A 21,986-nucleotide genomic window follows, 5' to 3' on the forward strand; every position below is an offset into this window, starting at 1 on the left:
AAGAAAAAAGAAAAAAGAAAAAAGAAAAATGGAAAAACAGAATTAACACCCACTATTTGTGGGTGTTTTTATTTGTGGTAAATACGGTGAATTTGCTATCTATCACATTTATTAATCTGGCAGGAAAATTACTCAATTCATTTCCAAAATCTAGTAAAGAATCCAAGTTACTTCTATTTCATATTATTTGCGAACCCCAAAATACTAATTAGAAGGTCGCAAAAATGAAATGGAACTCTGTTTGTCTGCTGTTAGGGACATCTGTTGCACTACAAGGCTGTTTGCTCGATTCAGCGGATACTGAAACGGTTGAGATTCCTCAACCTGAGGTCGAAAGTCTACATGCCCTTGCTGATGGCTACCCTATTGGCACTGCACTTCCGGCTGGTGATGCGGAAAACTCGGTTCATGAACGCAATGATCTGCAAGTGTTGGTGAAGCAACACTTTAATCAGATTACTGCTGAAAACATCATGAAGCCGCAATATTTACAGCCAACTCAAGGAGAATTCTTCTTTGATGATGCTGAGGCATTGATAGGCTTTGCTCAAGAGTTTAATGCCACCGTGCATGGACATACCTTGGTATGGCACTCGCAAATTCCTGATTGGATGAAGGCCTGTGCAAGTGCTTCTGAGTGTAGTGACATTATGGTTGATCACGTTACAGCAGTAGCGAGCCAATTTGAAGGCAAAGTACAAAGCTGGGATGTGGTCAATGAAGCATTTAACGATGATGGCTCTTATCGTGATGAAGGTGAGAGCGGCAGTGTTTGGTACCACAACATTGGCAAAGAGTACATCGCACAAGCGTTTACTGCAGCGAGAGCAGCTGATAGCACAGCGAAGCTGTATTACAACGATTACAACATTGAGTATAACGGCGCAAAACTTGATGCAGTATTAACCATGGTTGATGAGCTCAATGCAGTGAATGCACCGATTGACGGTATAGGCTTTCAAATGCATGTGGGGTTAGAGCAACCGACAATCGATGTGATCTCGGCAGCACTGAAACGTGCAGCGGATACAGGCTTACAAGTAAAAATTACCGAACTAGACACTCGTCTCAATCATGATGGTAGTTATTCGATGTTGACTGCTGACTTGGCAGAAAAGCAGCAACACCGCTATCAAGAGATCATTGAAGCCTACCTAGATATCGTCCCAGATTCACAGCGTGGCGGCATTTCCGTGTGGGGTGTATCTGATGCGGATAGTTGGATTCGAGATCTTTATGGCGACCCAGATTGGCCGCTGCTGTTTGATGACCAACTTGCTCAAAAGCCAGCAATACAAGGCTTTGCTGACGGCCTTGCAGGTGCAGTGTCTGAACCTGAGTTTATTGATACGTTTGAAGCGGGTGTCTACTGGTATGAAGATGGTGCGTCTAGTGTCAATGGCGAGTTTGTTCACAACGCAGAAGCGCAAACGATGGACCTAAATATTCAATGGTCCAACGATGGTGATAAATACGTCGTTGCAAGAGCCTTTGACGAACAAACCATAGATTTCACAACCGCTCGTACTCTCTCTTTTGACATTTATGTGCCTGCAGAAGTGGGTAGCGATGGTGTTCTTGCCATACAGCCTTTCATTATGGATGGCACCTTTACCCCGGCATACCTAAGTTACCAATTTGGCTATACAGCTGGTGATTGGGCAACGGTCACTATCTCAAATATCGACCCCGACTTTGAATTTGGTTGGAGCGGAGACCCAGACTTCACTGCCATTGACCGAGTCGGCCTAGAGTTCATTGCCAATGGTGCTCAAGTCCCACAGGGCACAATTCAAATCGATAACGTAACGATTCGCTAGTCAACCCAGCTAGCTAATAAGCAAAAAACTAAAAGCGATGGAAATCGCGACTTTTACAATAAAACCATAAATAAGGAAAGAAAGATGGACACTTTAAAACTCTTACCTCTATCTGCTGCCATTTCACTGTCACTGTGTGCCTTCGGCGCATCGGCTGATGATGCTGAACTGCAAGCGCTTAAAGAGCGCCTACAGGAGCTGGAGGAAAAAGTTGAAACTGGTTATGTCTATGATCAACAACCCGCAGTGTTAACACCAGAAACTAAAGTGCCGGCAGGTGTGATCTTCTCTGGTTATGCTCGCTATGGTGCTCACTATGCAGATGGTGATTCTCGTTATGTTCAAGTGGGTACGACAGGAGCCGCTGTAGGCCGACTTGGTAATGAGGGAAATGGTGGTGAATTCCAATTAGCGAGAGCGTTTCAAGCAGATAACGGCGCAATTTGGGATGTCGTTGTCATGGTTGATCATTGGTCGAATGATCAATGGGGATCACCTGGTGGTGTTGATTTGAAGAAGGCTTATGCAGGCGTTACTAATGTAATCGCTAGCCAACCAGAAATGTATTTCTGGGGTGGTCGAGATTTCCATCAACGTCCACAACAAGGCATCAACGATTACTTCTGGATGACGCATGATGGTCAAGGTGGTGGTTTCAATAACTACAACTTTGGCGGTGCTAAGTTCGATCTCGGTTTCATTGGTAAAGTTGATTATGGCGATGGCGGTTCATTGGGCAACGATGCAGGTATTTACGCTATTACCAGTAAGCTGCACAGCATCGACGCCGGTATCGGTAATTTAGACTTGTACGCGAACTATGGCTTTGCATCAGATGAAGCGGGAGATGAGAAAAAAGACGAAACCTCTTGGCAAGTGGGTGCCGTGTTAGGGCTAGGCAGCAATAACAAAGTTATTGTTCGCTATTCCGACGGTGCAGATGACTCCTCTTTTGACTTAGCAGGAGATGTTCAAGCGCTGTATGCAAGTTTTGAAGGCAGCTATAACTATGGTAACCCTTGGGCCTTAGATTACCTTGCATCATACAAAGAAGTGAAAGGTGCTGATGCGGCTAGTCTCAATGGTAAAGATGAGCGCAGTGAGTACTCTGCAATTGTGCGCCCAATGTACAGCTGGAACGACGTTCACTCGACATGGTTTGAAGCTGGCTATGCCATGGAAGACTATGAAAACGGGGATGAAGTGACAGGCTGGAAGGCCACCATTTCACAGAACATCTCTCTTGGCGGCATGCCTTGGAGTCGTCCAATGTTGCGCTTCTACGCAACGTTCGGCGAGGTGGACGACGCTTCTAGCAACAAGATCGATACCACAAGCGTTGGCGCTATGTTTGAAGCATGGTGGTAATCGTTTCACAGCACATACATAAAACATGATGTTGATCTAGTCATTGCCCCAAATACAGGGCAATGACTAGCTGCAAATCACACTTTAATCCTTTAGTAAAAATAGAAAATAACGTTAATAAATAAGGTAATTGCTCGTTAAAAGAAAAGATAACAATATTAAAATCACGAGTGATTGTTTAATCGGGTAACGGATATGGCATCAGTAACATTTAGAAGCTTGAAAAAGAGTTATGGAAATACTCAAGTCGTAAAGAATATCGACCTTGAGATCAAACATGGGGAGTTTATTGTTTTACTTGGCCCTTCTGGCTGTGGAAAGTCTACTACACTACGCATGCTTGCAGGTCTAGAAGATATTACTGATGGTGAGATCATGATCGATGATCTTGTTGTTAATGACCTACATCCTATCGAACGAAACATCGCGATGGTGTTCCAGAGCTATGCGCTTTACCCACACATGACGGTGGAAGAGAACATCGGTTTCAGCCTTGAAAATATGGGCGTTGACAAAGAAAAGCGCAAAGAGATGGTGGCCGAAGTTGCAGAGGTTTTAGAGCTAACACCCTTATTAGAGCGTAAGCCCAAAGACTTATCAGGCGGCCAGCGCCAAAGGGTTGCAATGGGCCGTGCCATGGTGCGTACCCCAGAAGTGTTCCTTTTTGATGAGCCTTTATCAAACCTTGATGCAAAACTCCGTGGTCAAATGCGTAAAGAGATTCGCGCTTTGCATCAAAGAGTAAAAACTACGGTCATTTACGTTACGCACGATCAAGTGGAAGCGATGACCCTTGCTGACAAAATCGTTATCCTGAATAACGGAGTGATTGAGCAAGTCGGCACACCTATTGAAATATTTGAAAATCCAAAAACAGAATTTGTAGCCAGATTTATTGGTACGCCAGAAATTAATATCTTTGATGTCGATAATACCGATATAGCGAAGTGTTTTAATAATAGTGATCTAGGTAACACTATTCAAAAGGTCGGTATTCGCCCCCAAGACATTGTTATTAATAAAAATGAAATCGATTCAGAGTTTTGCTGTGAAATGCCGTTAAGCGTGATTGGCAGTGAAGTTCTAGGTTCGGTTATTCACCTCGATTGTCGTTTTAACGATAAACGTATTGTTCTTGAAACCAATTATGTTGAAGAGCAAATAACAGGAGACATTACTGCCTATTTCGACCAACGAAAAGCACATTTTTTTGATCTAAACGATAAAGCTACCCTACGATAAAAAGGAATTAAAATGAAAACGTTGAACATCAAACTCTTGCCACTCACCATTTCTGCTCTACTTGCATCAGGATCGCTTGCTGCGCAGACAGAGATTACGGTTGCTTCATTCCCTAACTTCAACCAAGCGGCAGAAGTAGCGATTCCATTGTTTGAGAAGCAAAACCCTGACATTAAAGTGAAACTCGTCACTCTAGCGTACGGTGACCACCACAACGCAATGACGACAGCGCTGGCGACAGGTGCAAACCTGCCTGACGTGATGGGTATCGAATACGCGTATGTTGGTCGCTTTATTGAAGGTGGCGGCTTAGAAGATCTGAATGCAGCACAATACAATGCGGGTTCATTTACTGAGCAGCTGATTCCGTTCTCTGTTGCTCAAGGTACCAACTCTAAAGGTGTATTATCAGGTATCCCAGCTGATATCGGCCCAGGTGCGACATTCTACCGTGCAGACATTCTTGAAGCAGCAGGCGTTACCGAGCAAGACTTGCTAAAAGATTGGGACTCGTTCATCGAATCAGGTAAAAAAATCAAAGAGAAAACCGGCAACTACACGCTGGCTAACGCAACCGATATCAAAGACATCATCATCCGTTCAAACCTAAAAGCGGGCGAAGGTATTTACTTCGATAAAGATCACAACATTCTCGTGAACTCTGATCGATTTAAAGAAGCGTTCCGTCTAGCTAAGAAAGCGCGTGATGCAGGTATCGATGCTGAAGTTGGTGCATGGTCAAACGAATGGACAGAAGGCCTACGCCGCGGCACGATTTCAGTTCAAATGATGGGTGCATGGCTAGGTGGTCACCTAGAAGATTGGATTGCACCAGATGCACAAGGTGTATGGCGTACTTCTCAACTGCCTAATGGCGCGATGGCAAGTTGGGGTGGGTCATTCTACTCAATTCCAGTACGTGCAGAGCATAAAGAAGAAGCATGGAAGTTCATTGAATTCATGGCGACTAACCCAGAAGTTCAAATGCTTGCCTTCAAAGAGATCAATGCCTTTCCAGCATTGCTAGAAACTCATGGTGATAAGTTCTTTAACGAGAAATTGAGCTACTTGGGTGATCAACAAGCGCGTCTTATCTGGAAAGAGTCGGCAGACCATATTCCTGCAGTGACGGTTGACCGCTACGACGAAGTTGCTCGCCAAGTTATCGATGACGCTCTTGAGAAAGTATTAGAACAAGACGCGAACATTGACGCTGTTCTGGCTGATGCAGAGAAGCAAATTAAACGTCGTGCACGTCGCCGTTCGTAACGATTTAAGCGCCAGAGCAATCCTGGCGCTATTTTAGATGTCGAGATAAGATCCTATGAGTACTATTACTGCTACACAAGTTGCGACTAAGCAGAAAGGACGCTTTTGGCTGAGAAAAGGCAATAAGATCGCCCCTTATCTGTTTGTAAGTCCATTCTTTATTATTTTTGGTGTGTTCGGCTTATTCCCGCTGATATTTTCACTTTATCTGTCCTTCCACTACTGGGAGCCTGCTGCTGGCTTAGCCGCAATGGAGTGGGTAGGCTGGGAGAACTACATGTTTGCGTTGGAAGACGCATGGTTCCAGAAATCTATTCTAAATACCATTGAAATCGCATTGAAATCGGGTATTCCACAGCACGCAGTGGCACTGCCACTCGCATTCTTTATTCATACCAGCTTTACACGTATGCGTAACACGGTGATTGGTGTCTACTTTGTGCCATACATCACCTCAACAGTTGCGATTTCACTCGTGTTTACCACGCTGTTCTCTCGCGATTTCGGCATGGTCAACCAAGTTTTGACGTCGTTGGGTAACTTTAGTATTGGTGATGTGAAAGTACTGTCTTGGATTTTCCCAACAGAAAACATTGATTGGAACCGCCCGGCTTACACCAAAGACATGATTTCATTCGTTGTATTCTGGCGTTTCGTTGGTTGGAACACGGTATTGTACTTGTCAGCGCTACAGACCATCCCTAAAGATATCTATGAAGCCGCAACCATTGATGGTGCAAGTCGTTACCAACAGTTCTGGCACATCACGCTGCCGATGCTAAAACCAATGGCCTTCTTCGCAGTGACGCTCACTATCATCGGTAACCTACAGTTATTCGAAGAACCGTTCATCATCACTGGCGGTACAGGCGGTATCGAGCAAGCCGGTAAAACGGCAGCAATGCACATGTACATCACCGCATTCGTAGAGAGTGATTTCGGCACCGCATCCGCTATCTCTTGGATTCTATTTATGATGATTGCAGGTCTAACGTGGGTGAACAACAAGCTACTTGGTGGGAGTAACCAATAATGAATAAGTTAGGTAAAGATAAGCTGGTCGCCTACATTATCGTAGCGCTAGGTGCTGTCATTATGTTGGCACCATTCTACTTCATGTTTGTGTTTTCATCGCACTCAAACACGGGGATTCTCTCGGTACCACCACCGATTACATTTGGTGACTACTTAGTCGATAACTTTAATGCACTACTCGAGTTCTTGCCTTACTTCTGGCACAACTTGGGCTTGAGTTTGTATGTCGCCATTGTGGTGACGATTCTCAACTTGCTGTTCTGTTCATTGGCAGGTTACGCGTTCGCGATGTTTGATTTTAAATTCAAGAACGTTTTGTTTGTCGCAATTATGGCCACCATGCTGTTGCCACCGTTCCTAGGCATGATTCCAACAGCAATGATCATGTCGACAATTGGTTGGATGAACAGTTCGAAAGCTCTGATAGTACCAGCAGCATGTGGTGCGATGGGTATCTTCATGATGCGCCAGTTTATCTCAAGCTCAATTCCAAAAGAGCTAGTAGAAGCGGCACGCATGGATGGCTGTGGTGAGTTTAAGATCTACTATCGTGTGATTGTTCCATTGATTAAGCCTGCATTTGGTACGTTGGGTCTGATTACCTTTATCGGTACTTGGAATAACTTCATGGGACCATTGGTTGTTATGAATGACATGAAGATGTTCACAGTGCCACTTGCGCTTCGAGCACTGCAAGGTACCGGACAAGTGCCTTGGGGCGCGGTGTCTATCGGTGCAGCAATTGCTGTATTACCGCTCCTGTTCCTGTTCATCTTGGCATCTCGCCGTTTGATTGATGGTCTGACAGCTGGCGCGGTGAAAGGCTAATTGTCGACTTAATGCCTAATTAAGAGCTTGCTTTTGATAAGTGACACAGCTTAGAAAAAGCAAGCCTTACAGGTGTGATACCCAAGCAATCTTACATCTGCCTTCCTTTTCAGTTTGCTTGGTTATTACACTTAACTATCTAAAAATAATAAGGATTACCAATGAAACGTGTATTCTTTCCTGCCGTTGCGGCATCGGTTTTGCTCGGTTGCTCTGGACAAGCCCAGCAAATCGATACAGCGCAAGTTGCCCCACAATCTAATTCTGATGTTGTGATGCCACTGAAAACCTTGGCGGACCAAATCAATCTCGCAGTTGGTGCTGCGCTTGAAACAAGGCACCTTGAAGATCCTCAATTCCGTGAAACGCTGATTCGTGAATTCAATCAAATTACACCGGAAAACGAGATGAAATTTGGTTACGTTCAGCCACAGCGAGGTGTGTTCGATTTTGAAAAACCAGACCAACTTGTCGATTTCGCACAAGAGCACGATATGGTTGTCAAAGGGCATGCGCTTGTTTGGCACATCCAAAATCCTAAGTGGCTTGAAGAGACAGAGTGGACTAAAGAAGAGTTGACTAAGGTCCTTGAAGAGCACATTCATACCGTGGTCGGCCATTATAAAGGTCGCGTACTGTATTGGGACGTCGTGAATGAGGCTTTTGATGATCAAGGTGGCTTCCGCGACACACTTTGGTATCGCACACTTGGTGAAGACTACATTGAAATGGCTTTCCGTTTTGCACACGAAGCTGATCCAGACGCAATCCTTTTCTATAACGACTACTCATCTGAAGGTATGACCGCGAAGTCAAACGCTATCTATCGTCACGTTGAGATGTTGGTTGAACGTGGCGTGCCTATTCACGGCGTCGGCACACAGCTTCACTTAACTGCGGATAACTCTATCGCAGATTCATCGATTGCACGAAATATTGAGCGTATTTCTGACCTTGGCCTAGACATGCACTTCACTGAAATCGATGTGCGCATCCGCGATAACGATGGTGCGATGGGGTTACAAGACCAAGCGGATAAGTACGAAATGCTGATGAAGCTGGCGGCCTACTATCCTGAAGTGGATATGTTCACGACATGGGGTATTGGTGACCGTTATTCATGGGTGCCACATTGGTTTAACGGCTATGGTCGCGCTCTGATGTTTGATGAAAACTTTGAAAAGAAACCGGCTTATGATGCTGTGCAAAGTGTGTTAATTGATGCGGTGACGGGCAATTTTGCTTATGAGCCAGTGACGGATCTTTCAAACGCACAGCGTTATGTATTGCCGTTTAATGCTAAACCATTATCTCAAGCCCGTTTAAAAGCGGATGAAGTGGTGTTCTATCCGTTTGCGTTTAACCAGCTTGGTGGTAAAGATCAGCGCGTACCCGATGCCAACGTTATTGATGGTAAGTGGGCGGTTGGCTACCACAAGAACAAGTTAATCGGACAAGTGAGTCGTCAAGACAGTAAAACCGTCGTCAACAAATCAGAGTCACACGAAAACGACAATGTTGAAGTGTTTGTGCGTCTTGGTGAGCAGTTCTGGCAATTCCGTTCTATTGTCGGTCAAGATTTCGCACCTATCGGCTTCCCTGGTAAAGCAACAGGTAAGTGGAGCAAAGATGGCACGACATTCGACTTTGAAATTTCCTTCAACGAGTTTGAAGACCTAGTGGGTGAAACCATTGGCTTCAATATGGCGCTATCAGACAATGATGGTGACACAGCAACAGGCAACCGCCATGCGCAGCTTTACCCTCTAACAGGGACTAACATCGGTTGGCAGGGTGAAGAGTTTGGTGAGCTGTTTATGAATGGTCAAAACGCGGTTGTGTCTACGATCCCTGTATCGACACCACCAGCATTTAAAGCGATGAAACTGAATGCAAAACCTGCTGGTGCAGACAGCTCTATTTGGCAGCAGGGATACCGCTACACATTCGCCTTCAACCAACTTAACCAGCGTGACATGACGGTCGATTCGCAAGATGACATTTCAGGTGACTGGACAATGGGTCATCATGGTAACTGGTTATACGGTGTGGTGAATCGTAAAGACGACAAGACGTTTACAGATGCGCAAGAGAGCTATGAAAACGACAATGTAGAGGTGTTCATTCAACGTGGCGAAGGTGACCTGTATCAGTTCCGTACTGTCGTAGGAGAGGACTTTGAACCTTCACGCTACACTGGGGACACATTTGCTCAATGGAGTGCGGATGGTAGCCAGCTGTTCTTCGGTATTGAAATGAGTGAACCTCTTAAGTCTGGCGAAGCACTTCGTTGGAACATCGCGTTAGCCGATAACGATGGTGAGGGGCGCAAGTATCAACTGTATTCCGTTCCAGGCAGTAACATATCTTATCTCGGTGAAGAGCTCACGAAGTTAATCGCTGAGTAACTCCAAAGGTGGCGTTTCATGCGCCACCTTTTTTCATTATCATCAATTCCCCCCAATCGCAGTCTCATTTGATGTTTCTGTGGGCTTTTTGTGCCTGTAAGAATGTGGTTTGAGGCTGTGAGTCATTCATAGGATGTGAAGATAAAAATGAACCTGTTTAATATCAATATCAGCCGTGCGGTACTGATGTCGTTTATCAGCTTTATTGTCGCAATTTGCTCAATTGGTTATTTGTTTACCGATCAGTTTAGGCAAACGCAGAATACGATTAAGATTGTGACCGATGAGACGTTTCCGATTATGTCAAAAGTCACCGACATTTCAGAGTTAATGGCTGAAATTGAAAATGCAACCAATCAAGCGCTTTTTAGTCAAACCGAACAGGATGTTGAGCAGTGGTCTACAGCGATAAAGTCAGATATTGCAAAGCTCAACACACTACTGGTTGATGAGGTGATCTCTATAGACAGCATCTCAAAACAGTCTGAGCAGTTAATTGATAATCACAAGGCATTGCTGTCCTTGTCTTATGAGCTTAACGACCTTAATGCCGCATTGCAGGTAATGGCCCAGAGGTTCAGTGTGTTGACAGGTCAGCAGTATGCGGATGACTTAACGAATGAACAGTCAGTGCTGTTGACTTCACTTGTCGAAGAGTTCTCAAGCATGCAAATAGAGACGATCAAAATTCTTAACAGCCAAGACGCGCAAGAAATAGCGAAGGTACTTGAACTTAACTATCAGAGTCGGGAATACATACTTGAGGATTTTTCTGAATATAGTCAGTTGAGTGAGTCTATGACAGACCAAGGTGGTCATGAACTTACGGCTAACCTACCCTGGCTTTTGGATACGATGACCAAAGAAAGCGGTATTGTGGGCGTACATTTAAAGCGTGTTAGGCTTTTGACTCAGCATAATCAGCAGCTGCTTAGTTTTCGTGAAGACCTTGCGCAACAAAGAGAGCTGATTCAGCAAAATGTTGATGCCAGCCGCATCGAAACGGTCAATCAATTAGACAATACGTTGATGAGTATTGATAACGTGATTCAACGAATGATGGTGGCGATTCTTGTTGTTATTGTGCTTATTGTAGGCGTGTGCTGGTGGTTGTACCGTTCGATCAATACCCCTATGAAATCGATAATTGCAACGCTCAATCGGGTTGCTAATGGTGACTTATCTAAGCCCTGCCAATACAACATGCATAATGAGTTTGGTGAAATTTCGAAGCACCTAAATCAGGCTCTCGATAATCAGCTTAATTTGGTTAACAGTATTATTGAGAACAATAAAAAGATCACACTGTCATCCGATAACAATGCCACATTAGGTGAGACACTTGCTCAGCAAGCGGTTGACCAAACGGATTTATGTACCTCGGTCACACAAGCAATGAAAGAGATGGACTTGAGTGTTAAAGAGATCAGTGAGAGTGCTGAAGGGGCATCGGTGGCTGTTCAGCAAATTAGTGTTAACGTTGGCCACAGTGTGGAGGTTTCCAGCTCTGCTTATCAGCAAGGGTGTGAGTTGAGTGAGCAATTAAGTCAAGCTTCAAAGGCCATGGAAAAGGTCAACAGGGGAAGCCAGTCTATCATTTCAATCTTAGAAGTGATTAACAGCATTACTGAGCAGACGAATTTACTCGCTTTAAATGCCGCAATCGAAGCGGCTCGCGCTGGTGAGTCTGGTCGCGGGTTTGCCGTGGTCGCTGATGAAGTTCGTCAGTTGGCAAAACGTACGAGTGATTCTACCGTCGAAATACAGCAGGTGATCTCTGACCTTCAATCTGACATTCAGAATACTGGAGAGCAATTAACCTCATGTAATGAGCGTATGTCATTGAACATGAGCAGCTTCAAAGAGATTCAACAGCAAATTGACGAAGTTTCGCAAGGTGTTATGAAGCTTTCTGAGGTCAATAGAGTGGTGAGTGTCTCGACGACTCAACAGTCGAGTGTTTGCTTCAATGTGAGCCAAGACATGCAGGCAATTCTGAGTGCAGCTGAAAAAGTCAAAGATACAACCGAGGCGTTGAAGAGAAATAGTAACGACCTTCAAGGAGTTGCGAACACTCAGCAAGCCTTGGTGAATCAGTTTCGCAGTCAATCCTAGCTTAAAATGTTAACCTTATTTAGGTCGGGACATGGATACAAAAAAAGAGCTGATTATCAGCTCTTTTTTTGTTTTATATGGCAGGGCTTAATCCAAATATGGCTTAATAGTCTCAATCGATCCATCTTCATTATGAGTCAGTTCCGCCATCTTGATGCTACGTAAGTGTGTTTGGCCAGCAGATAGAGAGCTATCGTGGTAGAACAGGTACCACTTACCTTGGTATTGAGCAACAGAGTGGTGCGTGGTCCAGCCTAAAACAGGCTCAAGAATCACACCTTGATACTTAAACGGGCCGTATGGAGAGTCACTAGTCGCGTAAACAATCTTGTGCGTGTCGCCAGTTGAGTACGAGAAGTAGTAGACGCCATTGTGCTTGTGCATCCAAGGGCCTTCAAAGTAACGGCGGTCATTATCGCCTGCAAGCAGAAGCTCACCATTTTCATCTAAGATTTCAATTTCACGCGGAGCTTCAGCAAGATCTACCATGTTGTCAGCAAGTTTCGCCACAAGCGGCTTTAGCGCTGGTTCGTGATCTGCAGGGAAGATCTCTTCGCCGTATTGGTTATCGCGGTAGTTCTGTAGTTGACCGCCCCAAAGACCGCCAAAGTACATGTAGTAGTCGTTATTGTCTTGGAATACTGCAGGGTCAATACTGTAAGTCCCCTCAATATGAGACTCTTCTGGTGTAAAAGGACCTTCAGGGTTATCACCGACCGCAACCCCAATATGGAAAATGCCATCGTAATTCTTCGCCGGGAAGTAAAGGTAATATTTTCCCTCTTTTTCAGCTGCGTCAGGAGCCCACATTTGACGCTCTGCCCATTTAACGTCTTTCACATCAAGAGCATTGCCATGATCAGTGGCTTTACCAAAAGGACGGTCAAGTGAGATGACGTGGTAGTCACGCATATCAAAGTGATCGCCGTTGTCATTGAGTGGCTGATCAGTTTCGACATCGTGTGATGGATAGATGTAGATACGGTCGTTAAATACATGTGCTGAAGGGTCAGCAGTATACATGTGTGTCACAAGAGGAGAAGAGATTGGTGTTAGTGAGCTTGCTCGGGCTAGATCTTGTTCTGTCACTCGTTCTGCATCGCTGACTTGTGGTTTTTCTATTACGGATTCAGTCATTTTTTGTTCTCTACGTTGGACTTAAATTACTAAATTCAATATACAAACTCAGGCTTTCGTTATCTATTTGTAGTTTGGTAATCGATATATGATATTTAGTAGTCAGTTTTATGGTTTTTTTACAGGTCAGCTATCTTGGGTGATAACTGACCGTAATCTCGTTGTGATTAAGACCTTTCTTGATAGTCGAAGTAGTCAAAATCAGCGTGAGCATTTTGCCCAGTAATATCGGCAGCGAATAGTGCTGCGAAACTACCAGTGAAGCGGAAGATGTCGGGGCCACCTTCATCTGACAGTGGCGTACTATTTAGCGCTGGGCCTATTTGCTCCCAGTTAACACCGTCCAATGAATACTTAAATGTGTACCATTGATAGTTCAAATCGAGTTTTAAATACACTTCACAGGCATCACCAATCAACACATCTTCTGAATATTCACCGTATGCGTCATTGATGTTACCGACAACTTGCAGAACGCGTTCCCCTTCATCATTGCAGGTCATTTTTAGGAAATAATGACCATTGCGAGAGTAGTAGGCACACAAGCCAGCCATTTGATATGGGGTTTGTGGGTTAAATTCCATCTTGGTTTCTACGCTGGCAAAATGTGATTGGAAGCGACGCGCTACCATGCTTTGCTCATAGCGAGAGGACAGGTAGTGACGCCCCTTTAAGCGCAGATGTCCAGGGCGCTCAGTGAGTGAACCCCAGCTCTCTTCCATCGGCTCACGCAGCGTTTGAAAATTGACATCAAGAGTGGTGGTTTCAAAATTCTCTCGCGCGGGTAATTCAGGCCAAGGGCAAGGTTCTAATTCTGGCGCGACAACATTAGTGACAGGCGTTTTACCCGTGGTGACATAAGGCCAGTCATTTTCCCAGTGCGCTTTTTGAATAGCACTTTCGCGACCTAAAATTGAGAAGCCGTTGTCATACTTAGGCATGAACTGGTAGCCCTCAGGGTTCGGGATACGACGGCCGCAAAGATGACTTAAATACCACTCACCGTTTTGCGTCTCTACTAAGAAGCCATGGCCTGCACGAGAGAGCTCTGCATGCTCTTGAAAGCGGCTTGTTAGGATCGGGTTCTCAGGGTGCACCTCATAAGGTCCCCAGATGTTTTTAGAACGGCAAACAGTCACTGCGTGGTTACGCTCAGTGCCACCCTCAGCAGTAATGAGGTAGTAGTAGCCATCCTTTTTCATCATTTGCGGCCCTTCAGTACAGCCAAGCTCTGTACCTGCGAAGATGTTTTTGGGCTTTCCAATCAGTTTCCCGGCCTCTGGGTCAAACTCTTGCAGCACAATACCACCGAAGAAGTTGGTGTTAGCGCGGCCATCCCATACCATATTGAGCATGTATTTTTTGCCATCATCATCGTGGAAGAGGGAAGGGTCGAATCCATAATTTCCAATTGAAACCGGTTCGCTCCATGGGCCTTCGATATTATCGGCAGTGATCACAAATGATGGTGTCGCCATCCAGTTGCCGCCACGGCACGCGTGAACATTAGAGAAGCAAAGCCAGAATTTGCCATCAGAATAGGTTAGGGCAGGGGCATAAACACCCTCGGAGTTGTCCATGCCTTTCATGTCAAGTTGACTGGTGCGAGTTAGTGCATGGCCAACTAAGCGCCAGTTCACCATATCTTTAGAGTGATGCAGTTGGATGCCAGGAAACCACTCAAATGTTGAGGTTGCGATGTAGTAATCATCCCCGACACGAACAATCGACGGGTCTGGGTTAAAACCTTTGAGTACTGGGTTTTGAATCATGTGTGTCATTTTAGGGTTCTCAGATCAGGAAACAGTTAAGGGGTATCCCAATAAAATTGGGAAAATAAAAAAGCCCAAGCATCTCCCCCTGAGTATACTTGGGCCTGTGACATAGATTCATGTAGCGTTGCGAAACTTGAAGCAAGCACACCAAAATATCGCAACGGTTACTGCATTACTTGTAGATGAATCCGTTCACAATATTTTCTAGGTACTCTTGGCGGCCTGAAACTTTTGCCGGTGAGATGTTGTTGTCTACCGCGTAGTTAGCAACAGCTTCTAGTGACAGGTCACCAGAAAGAATCTTCTTACCAAGATCCGTGTTCCAATCTGCGTAGCGTTGAGCGATGTTCTTAGAAAGAACGTCGTTTTCAATCATCTCTGCCGCACGTTCTAGTGATAGTGCCATTGTGTCCATACCACCAATGTGACCGTGGAAGAAATCTGCTAGGTCTGTAGATGGACGGCGTACGCGAGCATCGAAGTTGAAACCACCGGTAGTGAAGCCGCCCGCTTTCAAGATTTCATACATCACTAGTGTGTTTTCTTCAACGCTGTTCGGGAACTGGTCTGTATCCCAACCTAATTGAGCATCACCGCGGTTCGCATCGATAGAGCCGAAGATACCTAGTGAAGTCGCCGTAGCTACTTCGTGATGGAAGCTGTGACCAGCCAGTGTAGCGTGGTTTGCTTCGATGTTAACTTTGATCTCTTTCTCAAGGCCAAACTGCTTCAAGAAACCGTAAACAGTTGCTGTATCGTAGTCGTACTGGTGCTTAGTTGGCTCTTGTGGTTTTGGTTCAATCAAGATTGAGCCTTTAAAGCCAATCTTATGTTTGTGCTCAACCACCATCTGCATTAGGCGACCAAGCTGCTCGCGCTCTTGACGTAGGTCTGTGTTAAGCAACGTTTCGTAACCTTCACGACCACCCCAAAGTACGTAGTTTTCGCCGCCAAGGCGTTGTGTTGCGCCCATTGCGTTAAAGATTTGGGTAGCCGCGTAAGCAAACACTTTAGGGTCAGGGTTAGTACCTGCACCCGCCATGTAGCGTGGGTTAGAGAAAGCGTTCGCTGTGCCCCAAAGGAGCTTCATGCCAGTCTCTTCTTGTTTCTGCTCAAGTACGTCAACCATAGTTTGGAAGTTGTTTACGTACTCTTTTAGAGAGTTACCTTCTGGAGCAACGTCAGTATCATGGAAACAGTAGTAAGGCACACCAAGCTTTGCGAAAAACTCAAATGCAGCATCCGCTTTAACGCGTGCTTGTTCCATTGGGTCTGAAACTTTTAGCCACTCATGGTCGAATGTACCGTCACCGAAGATATCTGCACCACCCCAGCGGAAGTTGTGCCAGTAACAAGCAGCAAAGCGCAGATGCTCTTTCATGCTCTTACCAAGAATCATCTTGTCCGCATCGTAGTGGCGGAATGCAAGTGGGTTGGTTGACGCTTTACCTTCGAATTGGATCTTTTTGATGTCTTTAAAATATTCAGTCATAGCCAAAATTCCGTTAGCAGTAGTTGTGGACTTCGTTCATGTTCAATGTTTAACGTTTTCACTAACATCGGCAATTATGATTTTTGATACCAAAATTCTTCTATTTATCAAACGTGCGGAAGGTCTCAAAAATAAACATAAAGAATCATGGGTATGAAAAGCAATTGTCTTTAAGTTATTGATTTTGCTGGGTTGGTTTTGTTTTTGTCAGTTTTTTATGCAAGATGGGTCACACTAAGTAAATATCGTAACGGGGTTACTAATTTGGGCAAATTGATTATATTTGTTGCCCGGCCAAAATGGATGGCAGAAAAAACTGTATCCCGGAGAAAAATATAATGAGTACAATTAAGTTATCAGTGAGAGAGAAGATAGCTTACGGTTTGGGTGACACCGGCTGTAACTTTGTTTGGCAAACTGTCATGCTTTTCCTTGCCTATTTTTACACTGATATTTATGGCCTGTCGCCAGCTCACATGGGAACGATGTTCCTGCTTGTGCGTTTTATCGATGCGGTGACTGACCCATTAATGGGCTCGATTGTTGATAGAACTAAATCAAAACATGGTCGCTACCGACCGTATCTACTTTGGATGGCAGTGCCATTCGGCATTGCATGTATGCTGGCGTTTTTTACTCCAGATCTTGGTGAAACGGGCAAAATAGTTTATGCCTATGCGTCTTATATCTTCTTAACTCTTATGTATACAGCCATTAACGTACCATATTGTGCGATGGCAAATGCCATGACCGATGACTCCCAAGAGCGTACCTCTTTGCAGTCTTATCGCTTTGCTTTGAGTACTGCTGGTGGTCTAGTTGTTGCTATGGTAGCGCTACCTCTTGTCGATGTTATTGGTCAAGGTGACGTCCAAAAAGGCTACTTAGGCGCTATGGCGATTATGGGCGTAGGTGCGATTGCCTTGTTCTTCTTGAGTTTCGCGAATACGAGAGAGCGAGTTGTCTTAGAGGAAGAAGAGAAGCAGTCTGCGCTTGCCGACCTGAAGCTGCTAGCAAAAAATAACCAATGGCGTGTTTTGTTTATTGTCAACACTGTGCTGCTGACAGGTGTGGTACTAAAAGCTGCCTCAACGATGTATTACGTAAACACTGTAATGGCTCGCCCAGATCTTGCGACGACATTCATGGTTGTTGGTATGTTGGCGGCGATTGTTGGTGCTATATTCTCTGCTCCAGTACTAGGGAAATATGACAAGCCTAAGGTGTATCGTGCGCTAATACTTGCATCGGGCTTCTTATCTGCACTACTTTTCTTGGTTGACCCATCAAATACAGCAATGGTATTTGCATTGGTGATTATTCTGGGTGTCGTTCAAATGAGCACGACACCGATTCTATGGAGTATGATGTCGGACGTGGTTGATTACGAGAAGACACGCAGTAATCGCTCACTGAGTGGAATGGTGTTCTCTACAAACCTATTTGCTATCAAGTTGGGTATCGCTCTTGGCGGTGCAGGTGTTGGTTGGATTCTCGCGTGGTTTGGTTATCAGGGTGGTTCGGAGACCCAATCTGCCGAGGCAATGATGGCAATCAACTTGCTTTACACTGTTATTCCAGGAGTGTTCTTTATGTCTCTTGCTGTCATCATGATGTTCTACAAACTCGATAATCACAAACTGGCACAGATCAAAGCAATGCTTGCATTAGATGCAAAAGAGCAGGAAGCACGTAAAGCGGTTGCTCACAACGCAGAGCTAGGCTAATAGACCCCCGAGAGACGCTTGTCGCTCCTGACATGCGCTCTAAGCCCTGCTGAACTGTGGGGCTTTTTCCATTTCTAAAAGGGAGAAGTATGGAAAAGACATTGCTGCTGCTTTTAGACAGTATGATCTATTACGATCGTCAGATATTAAAAGGCATTAAGGCCAAAGCGGATGAATTGGACAGTCGTTTAGATATCCACCTTGAGTGTCCTAGCAACCTCGATTTTATCCTATCGCGCCAGTGGGATTACATCATTGCGGATTATGATAAGCCAGAGAATCGTCAGATCGTAAACACGCTCAATAGCAAAACTGTCGTGATCACTAATCATCAGGAGCCAGGCTTACCCAGTGCGTTCTCAGTTGTGCAATTAGATAATGCAGGCCTTGCTAATACGGCGCTGCAGGCGTTTGCCAAACGCAATATTGAAAATGTGTCCTATTTCGCTAACCAAAGAGATTTTGTCACTCCGTGGAGCAGTGAAAGAGCATCAGCTTTTGCTAAAACAGCACAGCTTAGTGGGCTAAATTACATCGAGAATGCTGAATCAGCCCTGAAAGAGCGCAAATTTCCCTTAGGTATTTACTGCTCATCCGATCGTTCAGCTTGTCGAATGGCGAGCTTGTGTAAGAGTATGAAACTCAAAGTCCCAGAACAGGTATCTATCATAGGTACCGATTGTGATGATACGGAGCGAATGCTGTCAGCGATCCCCCTATCATCGGTTGAGCTGAACCCTTTAGAGTTGGGAAAACTGTGTTTTGAGACATTGGATAAACTGATTCGTTACAAGCGAACGGTGCGTGTTGAGTTCTCGTCGTATAAACTGATCCATGCTCAAACGACACTGGAAGATAACTCGGTTGATCCTATCGTGGTGAAAGCTGAGAGCTTCATTCGCAATCATTTTCACATCAATATGAAAATTAAGCAGGTGACGGATCATTGTCGTGTCTCGCGTAAGACTCTCGATACACGCTTCCTGATTGCTCATCGAATGACAGCACATCAATACCTCACACACTTGCGACTTGAGCGAGCAAAACACTTGTTGTTAACGACCAATGAGAAGCTTGAAGCGATTGCTAAACAGTGTGGTTATCCGGGGCAATCTTACCTATCTCAGGTGTTCCTAAAACAGTTTGGCTTAGCACCGGTTCGTTATCGAATCGAGAAAGGTCAAGGAATGAAAAAAGAGACTGAAGCGGGATAAACCTAATAGAGCAGCTATATAAGTTATTTTTTTAGTAACTCATGTATGTAGTTTGGTAATTCTTGCCTTTCCCCAAGAAATATAACGCAAAAATGTAGATAGTCATATCAAAGCAAAAAAGCGGAGATACCTCAATGACTATCTACAAAAATCCTAGTTACTCAACCCAAGAGCGCGTTGCTGATCTGTTGAGTCAAATGACCCTAGAAGAAAAAATAGCCCAGCTAGGTGCACAGTGGTTACTGTTGGATGAAAACGGTGATCACAGTGAACGTGAATTAGAAATGACCTCTAGCCATGAGCAGAAAACGGTAAAAGAGAAGCTCCAATACGGTCTTGGACAGATTACTCGCCCACTGGGGACTCATGTTGTGACCCCCCAGCAAGGTGTACAAGCGCTGAATCAATTGCAAAAGTACTTGGTGGAAGAAACCCGTTTAGGTATTCCAGCCATGTCTCACGAAGAGTGTTTGGTTGGCTTGATGGCAAAAGACGCAACACTTTACCCGTCTTCTCTTAACTATGGCCACACATGGAACCCTGAACTTGTTGAGCAAGCGGCGCAAGATATTGGTCGTCAAGCACGCGCAGTCGGTGCAAAACAGGGCTTAGCGCCCGTTCTAGATGTTTCACGAGATGTACGCTGGGGGCGCACTGAAGAGACACTTGGTGAAGATCCATATCATGTCGGTGTGATGGCCTCTCACTATGTTAAAGGTCTTCAAGGGCCTAAACGTGACTTGCTTGCGACATTGAAGCATTACGTCGGCCACTCTGCGAGTGAAGGCGCACGCAACCACGCGCCAGTGAACTTAGGCTTTAAGGAGCTTAATGACACCTTCATGCTGCCATTTGAGATGGCGGTGAAAGTGGCAAATGCGGGCTCTGTGATGCCAGCTTATCACGATATTGATGGTGAACCTTGTCACTCTTCTCACTACCTATTGACGGAAGTGTTGCGTGAACAGTGGGGATTCGATGGACTGATCGTAGCTGATTACGGCGGCGTTGATCTTCTTAAAGCCCATCATGCTGTGGCTCAAGACAGCACTGAAGCAGCTGCGCTGGCCTTTAACGCTGGTTTAGACGTTGAGCTTCCAGACGATGCATGTTCTAACAAGTTACATCAAGCACTTGAGCTTGGGTTGATGACGCATGAGAAACTTGATGAAATTGTTTCGCGTATCCTTACATTCAAATTTGACCTAGGGCTGTTTGAAAACCCATATACCGAATTGCCAAAAGAGGCTATCCATAATCAACACAGCACTGAAACGGCCTATCAAGTGGCCAGTGAGTCGATTGTGTTGTTGAAAAATGATGGGACGCTGCCACTAAACCGCAATCAGTCGATTGCGCTTGTTGGTGCGACGGCGGATGATCCTCTAGCGCTGCTGGGTGGTTATAGTTTCCCAGTGCATTTGATCTTAAGCGGTGATGAGTCGAGCGAACGTGTTACTAAGTCGATCAAAGAAGCGCTATCAGAGCGCATGCCGAATCTATCTTACGCCAAAGGTTGTGACATTCTAACGCAGCGTCATGCAAATGCCCCTGTGTTCCCAGGCGATGTTGATATGGCTGTTGCACAAGCGAGTGAATCACCGGTGAGTATGGACGCAACAGGTATCGCGCAGGCAACCTCTTTGGTTGAGCAAAACGATGTGGCGATTGTTTGTGTCGGCGACCTAGCTGGGCTATTCCAAACGGGTACAGTCGGTGAGGGCTCCGATGCTGATAGCCTTGATCTTCCGGGTGTTCAGCAGCAGTTGATTGATCACGCGCTTGATACGGGTAAGCGAGTGGTTGTACTTGTGACAGGCGGTCGCCCATACAACTTGGGACGTGCAGAAGAAGAAGCGGCAGCCATCGTTTATGGTTGGGCTCCTGGTCAAGAAGGGGCGAATGCGTTAGCAGATATGCTGGTGGGAGATACCAACCCAAGTGGCAAACTAACGGTCTCGATTCCTAAAAGTGTCGGTGCGGTGCCATACTTCTATAACCACAAGCTAAAAAGTGCTGGTACCCCAATCGCTTATCACTTTGGCTCACGTTACAACTTTGGCCATGGGTTGAGCTACAGCGAGTTCGATTACAGTGACTTTCACGTTGAGCAGACAGAGCTAAAAGCGACAGATACGGTGCGCGTTTCTTGCAACATCACTAACACATCAACCCGTGATGGCGCAGAAGTCGTGCAGCTCTATTCACGTGACGTGTTGTCAACCGTTGTGCGCCCGGTGAAAGAGCTGAAAGGTTTTAAAAAGGTTGAGTTAACAGCAGGAGAAACCAAGCGAGTTGTGTTTGAGTTGCCTGTCGATATGCTCAATTTCACTAACGCCAAACATCAACGTGTTGTCGAGGGCGGTGAGTTTAACCTGATGATTGGACGCTCTTCAAACGAGATTGTCTTCAATCAGGTAATCAATGTTGAGAAGGGGACATTTGTGCTGCCAAAGCATTGGCGAATGGTGTGCAACGCTTACGCTGAATAAACGCGGATTTGTTTTGTCGTCACGATTAATAACTTGATTAGTTGGATCAATAGAAATCCGTTCT

General features: G+C 45.3%; 14 protein-coding genes. 11 read left to right on the forward strand and 3 right to left on the reverse strand.

The features are described from left to right. The first annotated feature begins 224 nt into the window (after positions 1-224). The 8 genes from QWZ05_RS00330 (at position 225) to QWZ05_RS00365 (ending at position 12,085) form a co-directional block, all read left to right on the forward strand. A complete protein-coding gene (locus QWZ05_RS00330) occupies positions 225-1,820 on the forward strand; it encodes an endo-1,4-beta-xylanase (RefSeq protein ID WP_290295859.1) in 1,596 nt (531 codons plus the stop codon). A gap of 84 nt (positions 1,821-1,904) precedes the next feature. Then, positions 1,905-3,188 (forward strand): carbohydrate porin, encoded by a 1,284-nt coding sequence (locus QWZ05_RS00335; RefSeq protein ID WP_264875858.1) that lies wholly within the window; start codon positions 1,905-1,907, stop codon positions 3,186-3,188. Between the two features lie 195 nt (positions 3,189-3,383). Next, positions 3,384-4,430 carry an ABC transporter ATP-binding protein gene (locus tag QWZ05_RS00340; protein ID WP_264875857.1) on the forward strand — a complete coding sequence of 349 codons (1,047 nt, stop codon included), beginning with the start codon at positions 3,384-3,386 and terminating at the stop codon, positions 4,428-4,430. Positions 4,431-4,442: 12 nt separating this feature from the next. After that, a complete protein-coding gene (locus tag QWZ05_RS00345) occupies positions 4,443-5,699 on the forward strand; it encodes an ABC transporter substrate-binding protein (RefSeq protein WP_264875856.1) in 1,257 nt (418 codons plus the stop codon). 55 nt (positions 5,700-5,754) lie between these two features. Continuing rightward, positions 5,755-6,732, forward strand: a complete 978-nt coding sequence (locus QWZ05_RS00350; RefSeq protein ID WP_290295862.1) for a carbohydrate ABC transporter permease — start codon at positions 5,755-5,757, stop codon at positions 6,730-6,732. Next, positions 6,732-7,562: a carbohydrate ABC transporter permease gene (locus QWZ05_RS00355; protein WP_264875854.1), complete on the forward strand. Its 831-nt coding sequence runs from the start codon at positions 6,732-6,734 to the stop codon at positions 7,560-7,562. The genes QWZ05_RS00350 and QWZ05_RS00355 overlap by 1 nt, the downstream gene beginning before the upstream one ends. Positions 7,563-7,723: 161 nt before the next feature. Further along, on the forward strand, positions 7,724-9,970 hold the full coding sequence (locus tag QWZ05_RS00360; protein WP_290295866.1) for an endo-1,4-beta-xylanase: 2,247 nt from the start codon (positions 7,724-7,726) through the stop codon (positions 9,968-9,970). Between the two features lie 147 nt (positions 9,971-10,117). Then, positions 10,118-12,085, forward strand: coding sequence for a methyl-accepting chemotaxis protein (locus tag QWZ05_RS00365; protein ID WP_290295867.1), 1,968 nt, complete (start codon positions 10,118-10,120; stop codon positions 12,083-12,085). 87 nt (positions 12,086-12,172) lie between these two features. On the opposite strand, the gene QWZ05_RS00370 is transcribed toward QWZ05_RS00365, so the two are convergent. The 3 genes from QWZ05_RS00370 to xylA form a co-directional block, all read right to left on the reverse strand. Beyond that, entirely contained in the window at positions 12,173-13,222 is a 1,050-nt protein-coding gene (locus tag QWZ05_RS00370; RefSeq protein WP_264875851.1) for a glycoside hydrolase family 43 protein, read from the reverse strand. Between the two features lie 167 nt (positions 13,223-13,389). Next, positions 13,390-15,003: a glycoside hydrolase family 43 protein gene (locus tag QWZ05_RS00375; protein ID WP_290295869.1), complete on the reverse strand. Its 1,614-nt coding sequence runs from the start codon at positions 15,001-15,003 to the stop codon at positions 13,390-13,392. Between the two features lie 166 nt (positions 15,004-15,169). Beyond that, the gene (gene xylA, locus QWZ05_RS00380; protein WP_290295871.1) at positions 15,170-16,489 is read right to left on the reverse strand and encodes a xylose isomerase; all 1,320 of its coding nucleotides are present in this window, start codon (positions 16,487-16,489) and stop codon (positions 15,170-15,172) included. A 338-nt stretch (positions 16,490-16,827) separates the two neighbouring features. On the opposite strand from xylA, the gene QWZ05_RS00385 reads away from it, so the two are divergent. The 3 genes from QWZ05_RS00385 (at position 16,828) to QWZ05_RS00395 (ending at position 21,922) form a co-directional block, all read left to right on the forward strand. Further along, positions 16,828-18,216 carry a glycoside-pentoside-hexuronide (GPH):cation symporter gene (locus tag QWZ05_RS00385; RefSeq protein ID WP_290295873.1) on the forward strand — a complete coding sequence of 463 codons (1,389 nt, stop codon included), beginning with the start codon at positions 16,828-16,830 and terminating at the stop codon, positions 18,214-18,216. 89 nt (positions 18,217-18,305) lie between these two features. After that, positions 18,306-19,430: a substrate-binding domain-containing protein gene (locus tag QWZ05_RS00390; RefSeq protein WP_264875847.1), complete on the forward strand. Its 1,125-nt coding sequence runs from the start codon at positions 18,306-18,308 to the stop codon at positions 19,428-19,430. 134 nt (positions 19,431-19,564) lie between these two features. After that, positions 19,565-21,922: a glycoside hydrolase family 3 N-terminal domain-containing protein gene (locus QWZ05_RS00395; protein WP_290295875.1), complete on the forward strand. Its 2,358-nt coding sequence runs from the start codon at positions 19,565-19,567 to the stop codon at positions 21,920-21,922. Positions 21,923-21,986: the final 64 nt, after the last annotated feature.

Origin of the sequence: Vibrio agarivorans (assembly GCF_030409635.1) — a bacterium.
Taxonomy (GTDB): Bacteria; Pseudomonadota; Gammaproteobacteria; order Enterobacterales; family Vibrionaceae; genus Vibrio; species Vibrio agarivorans.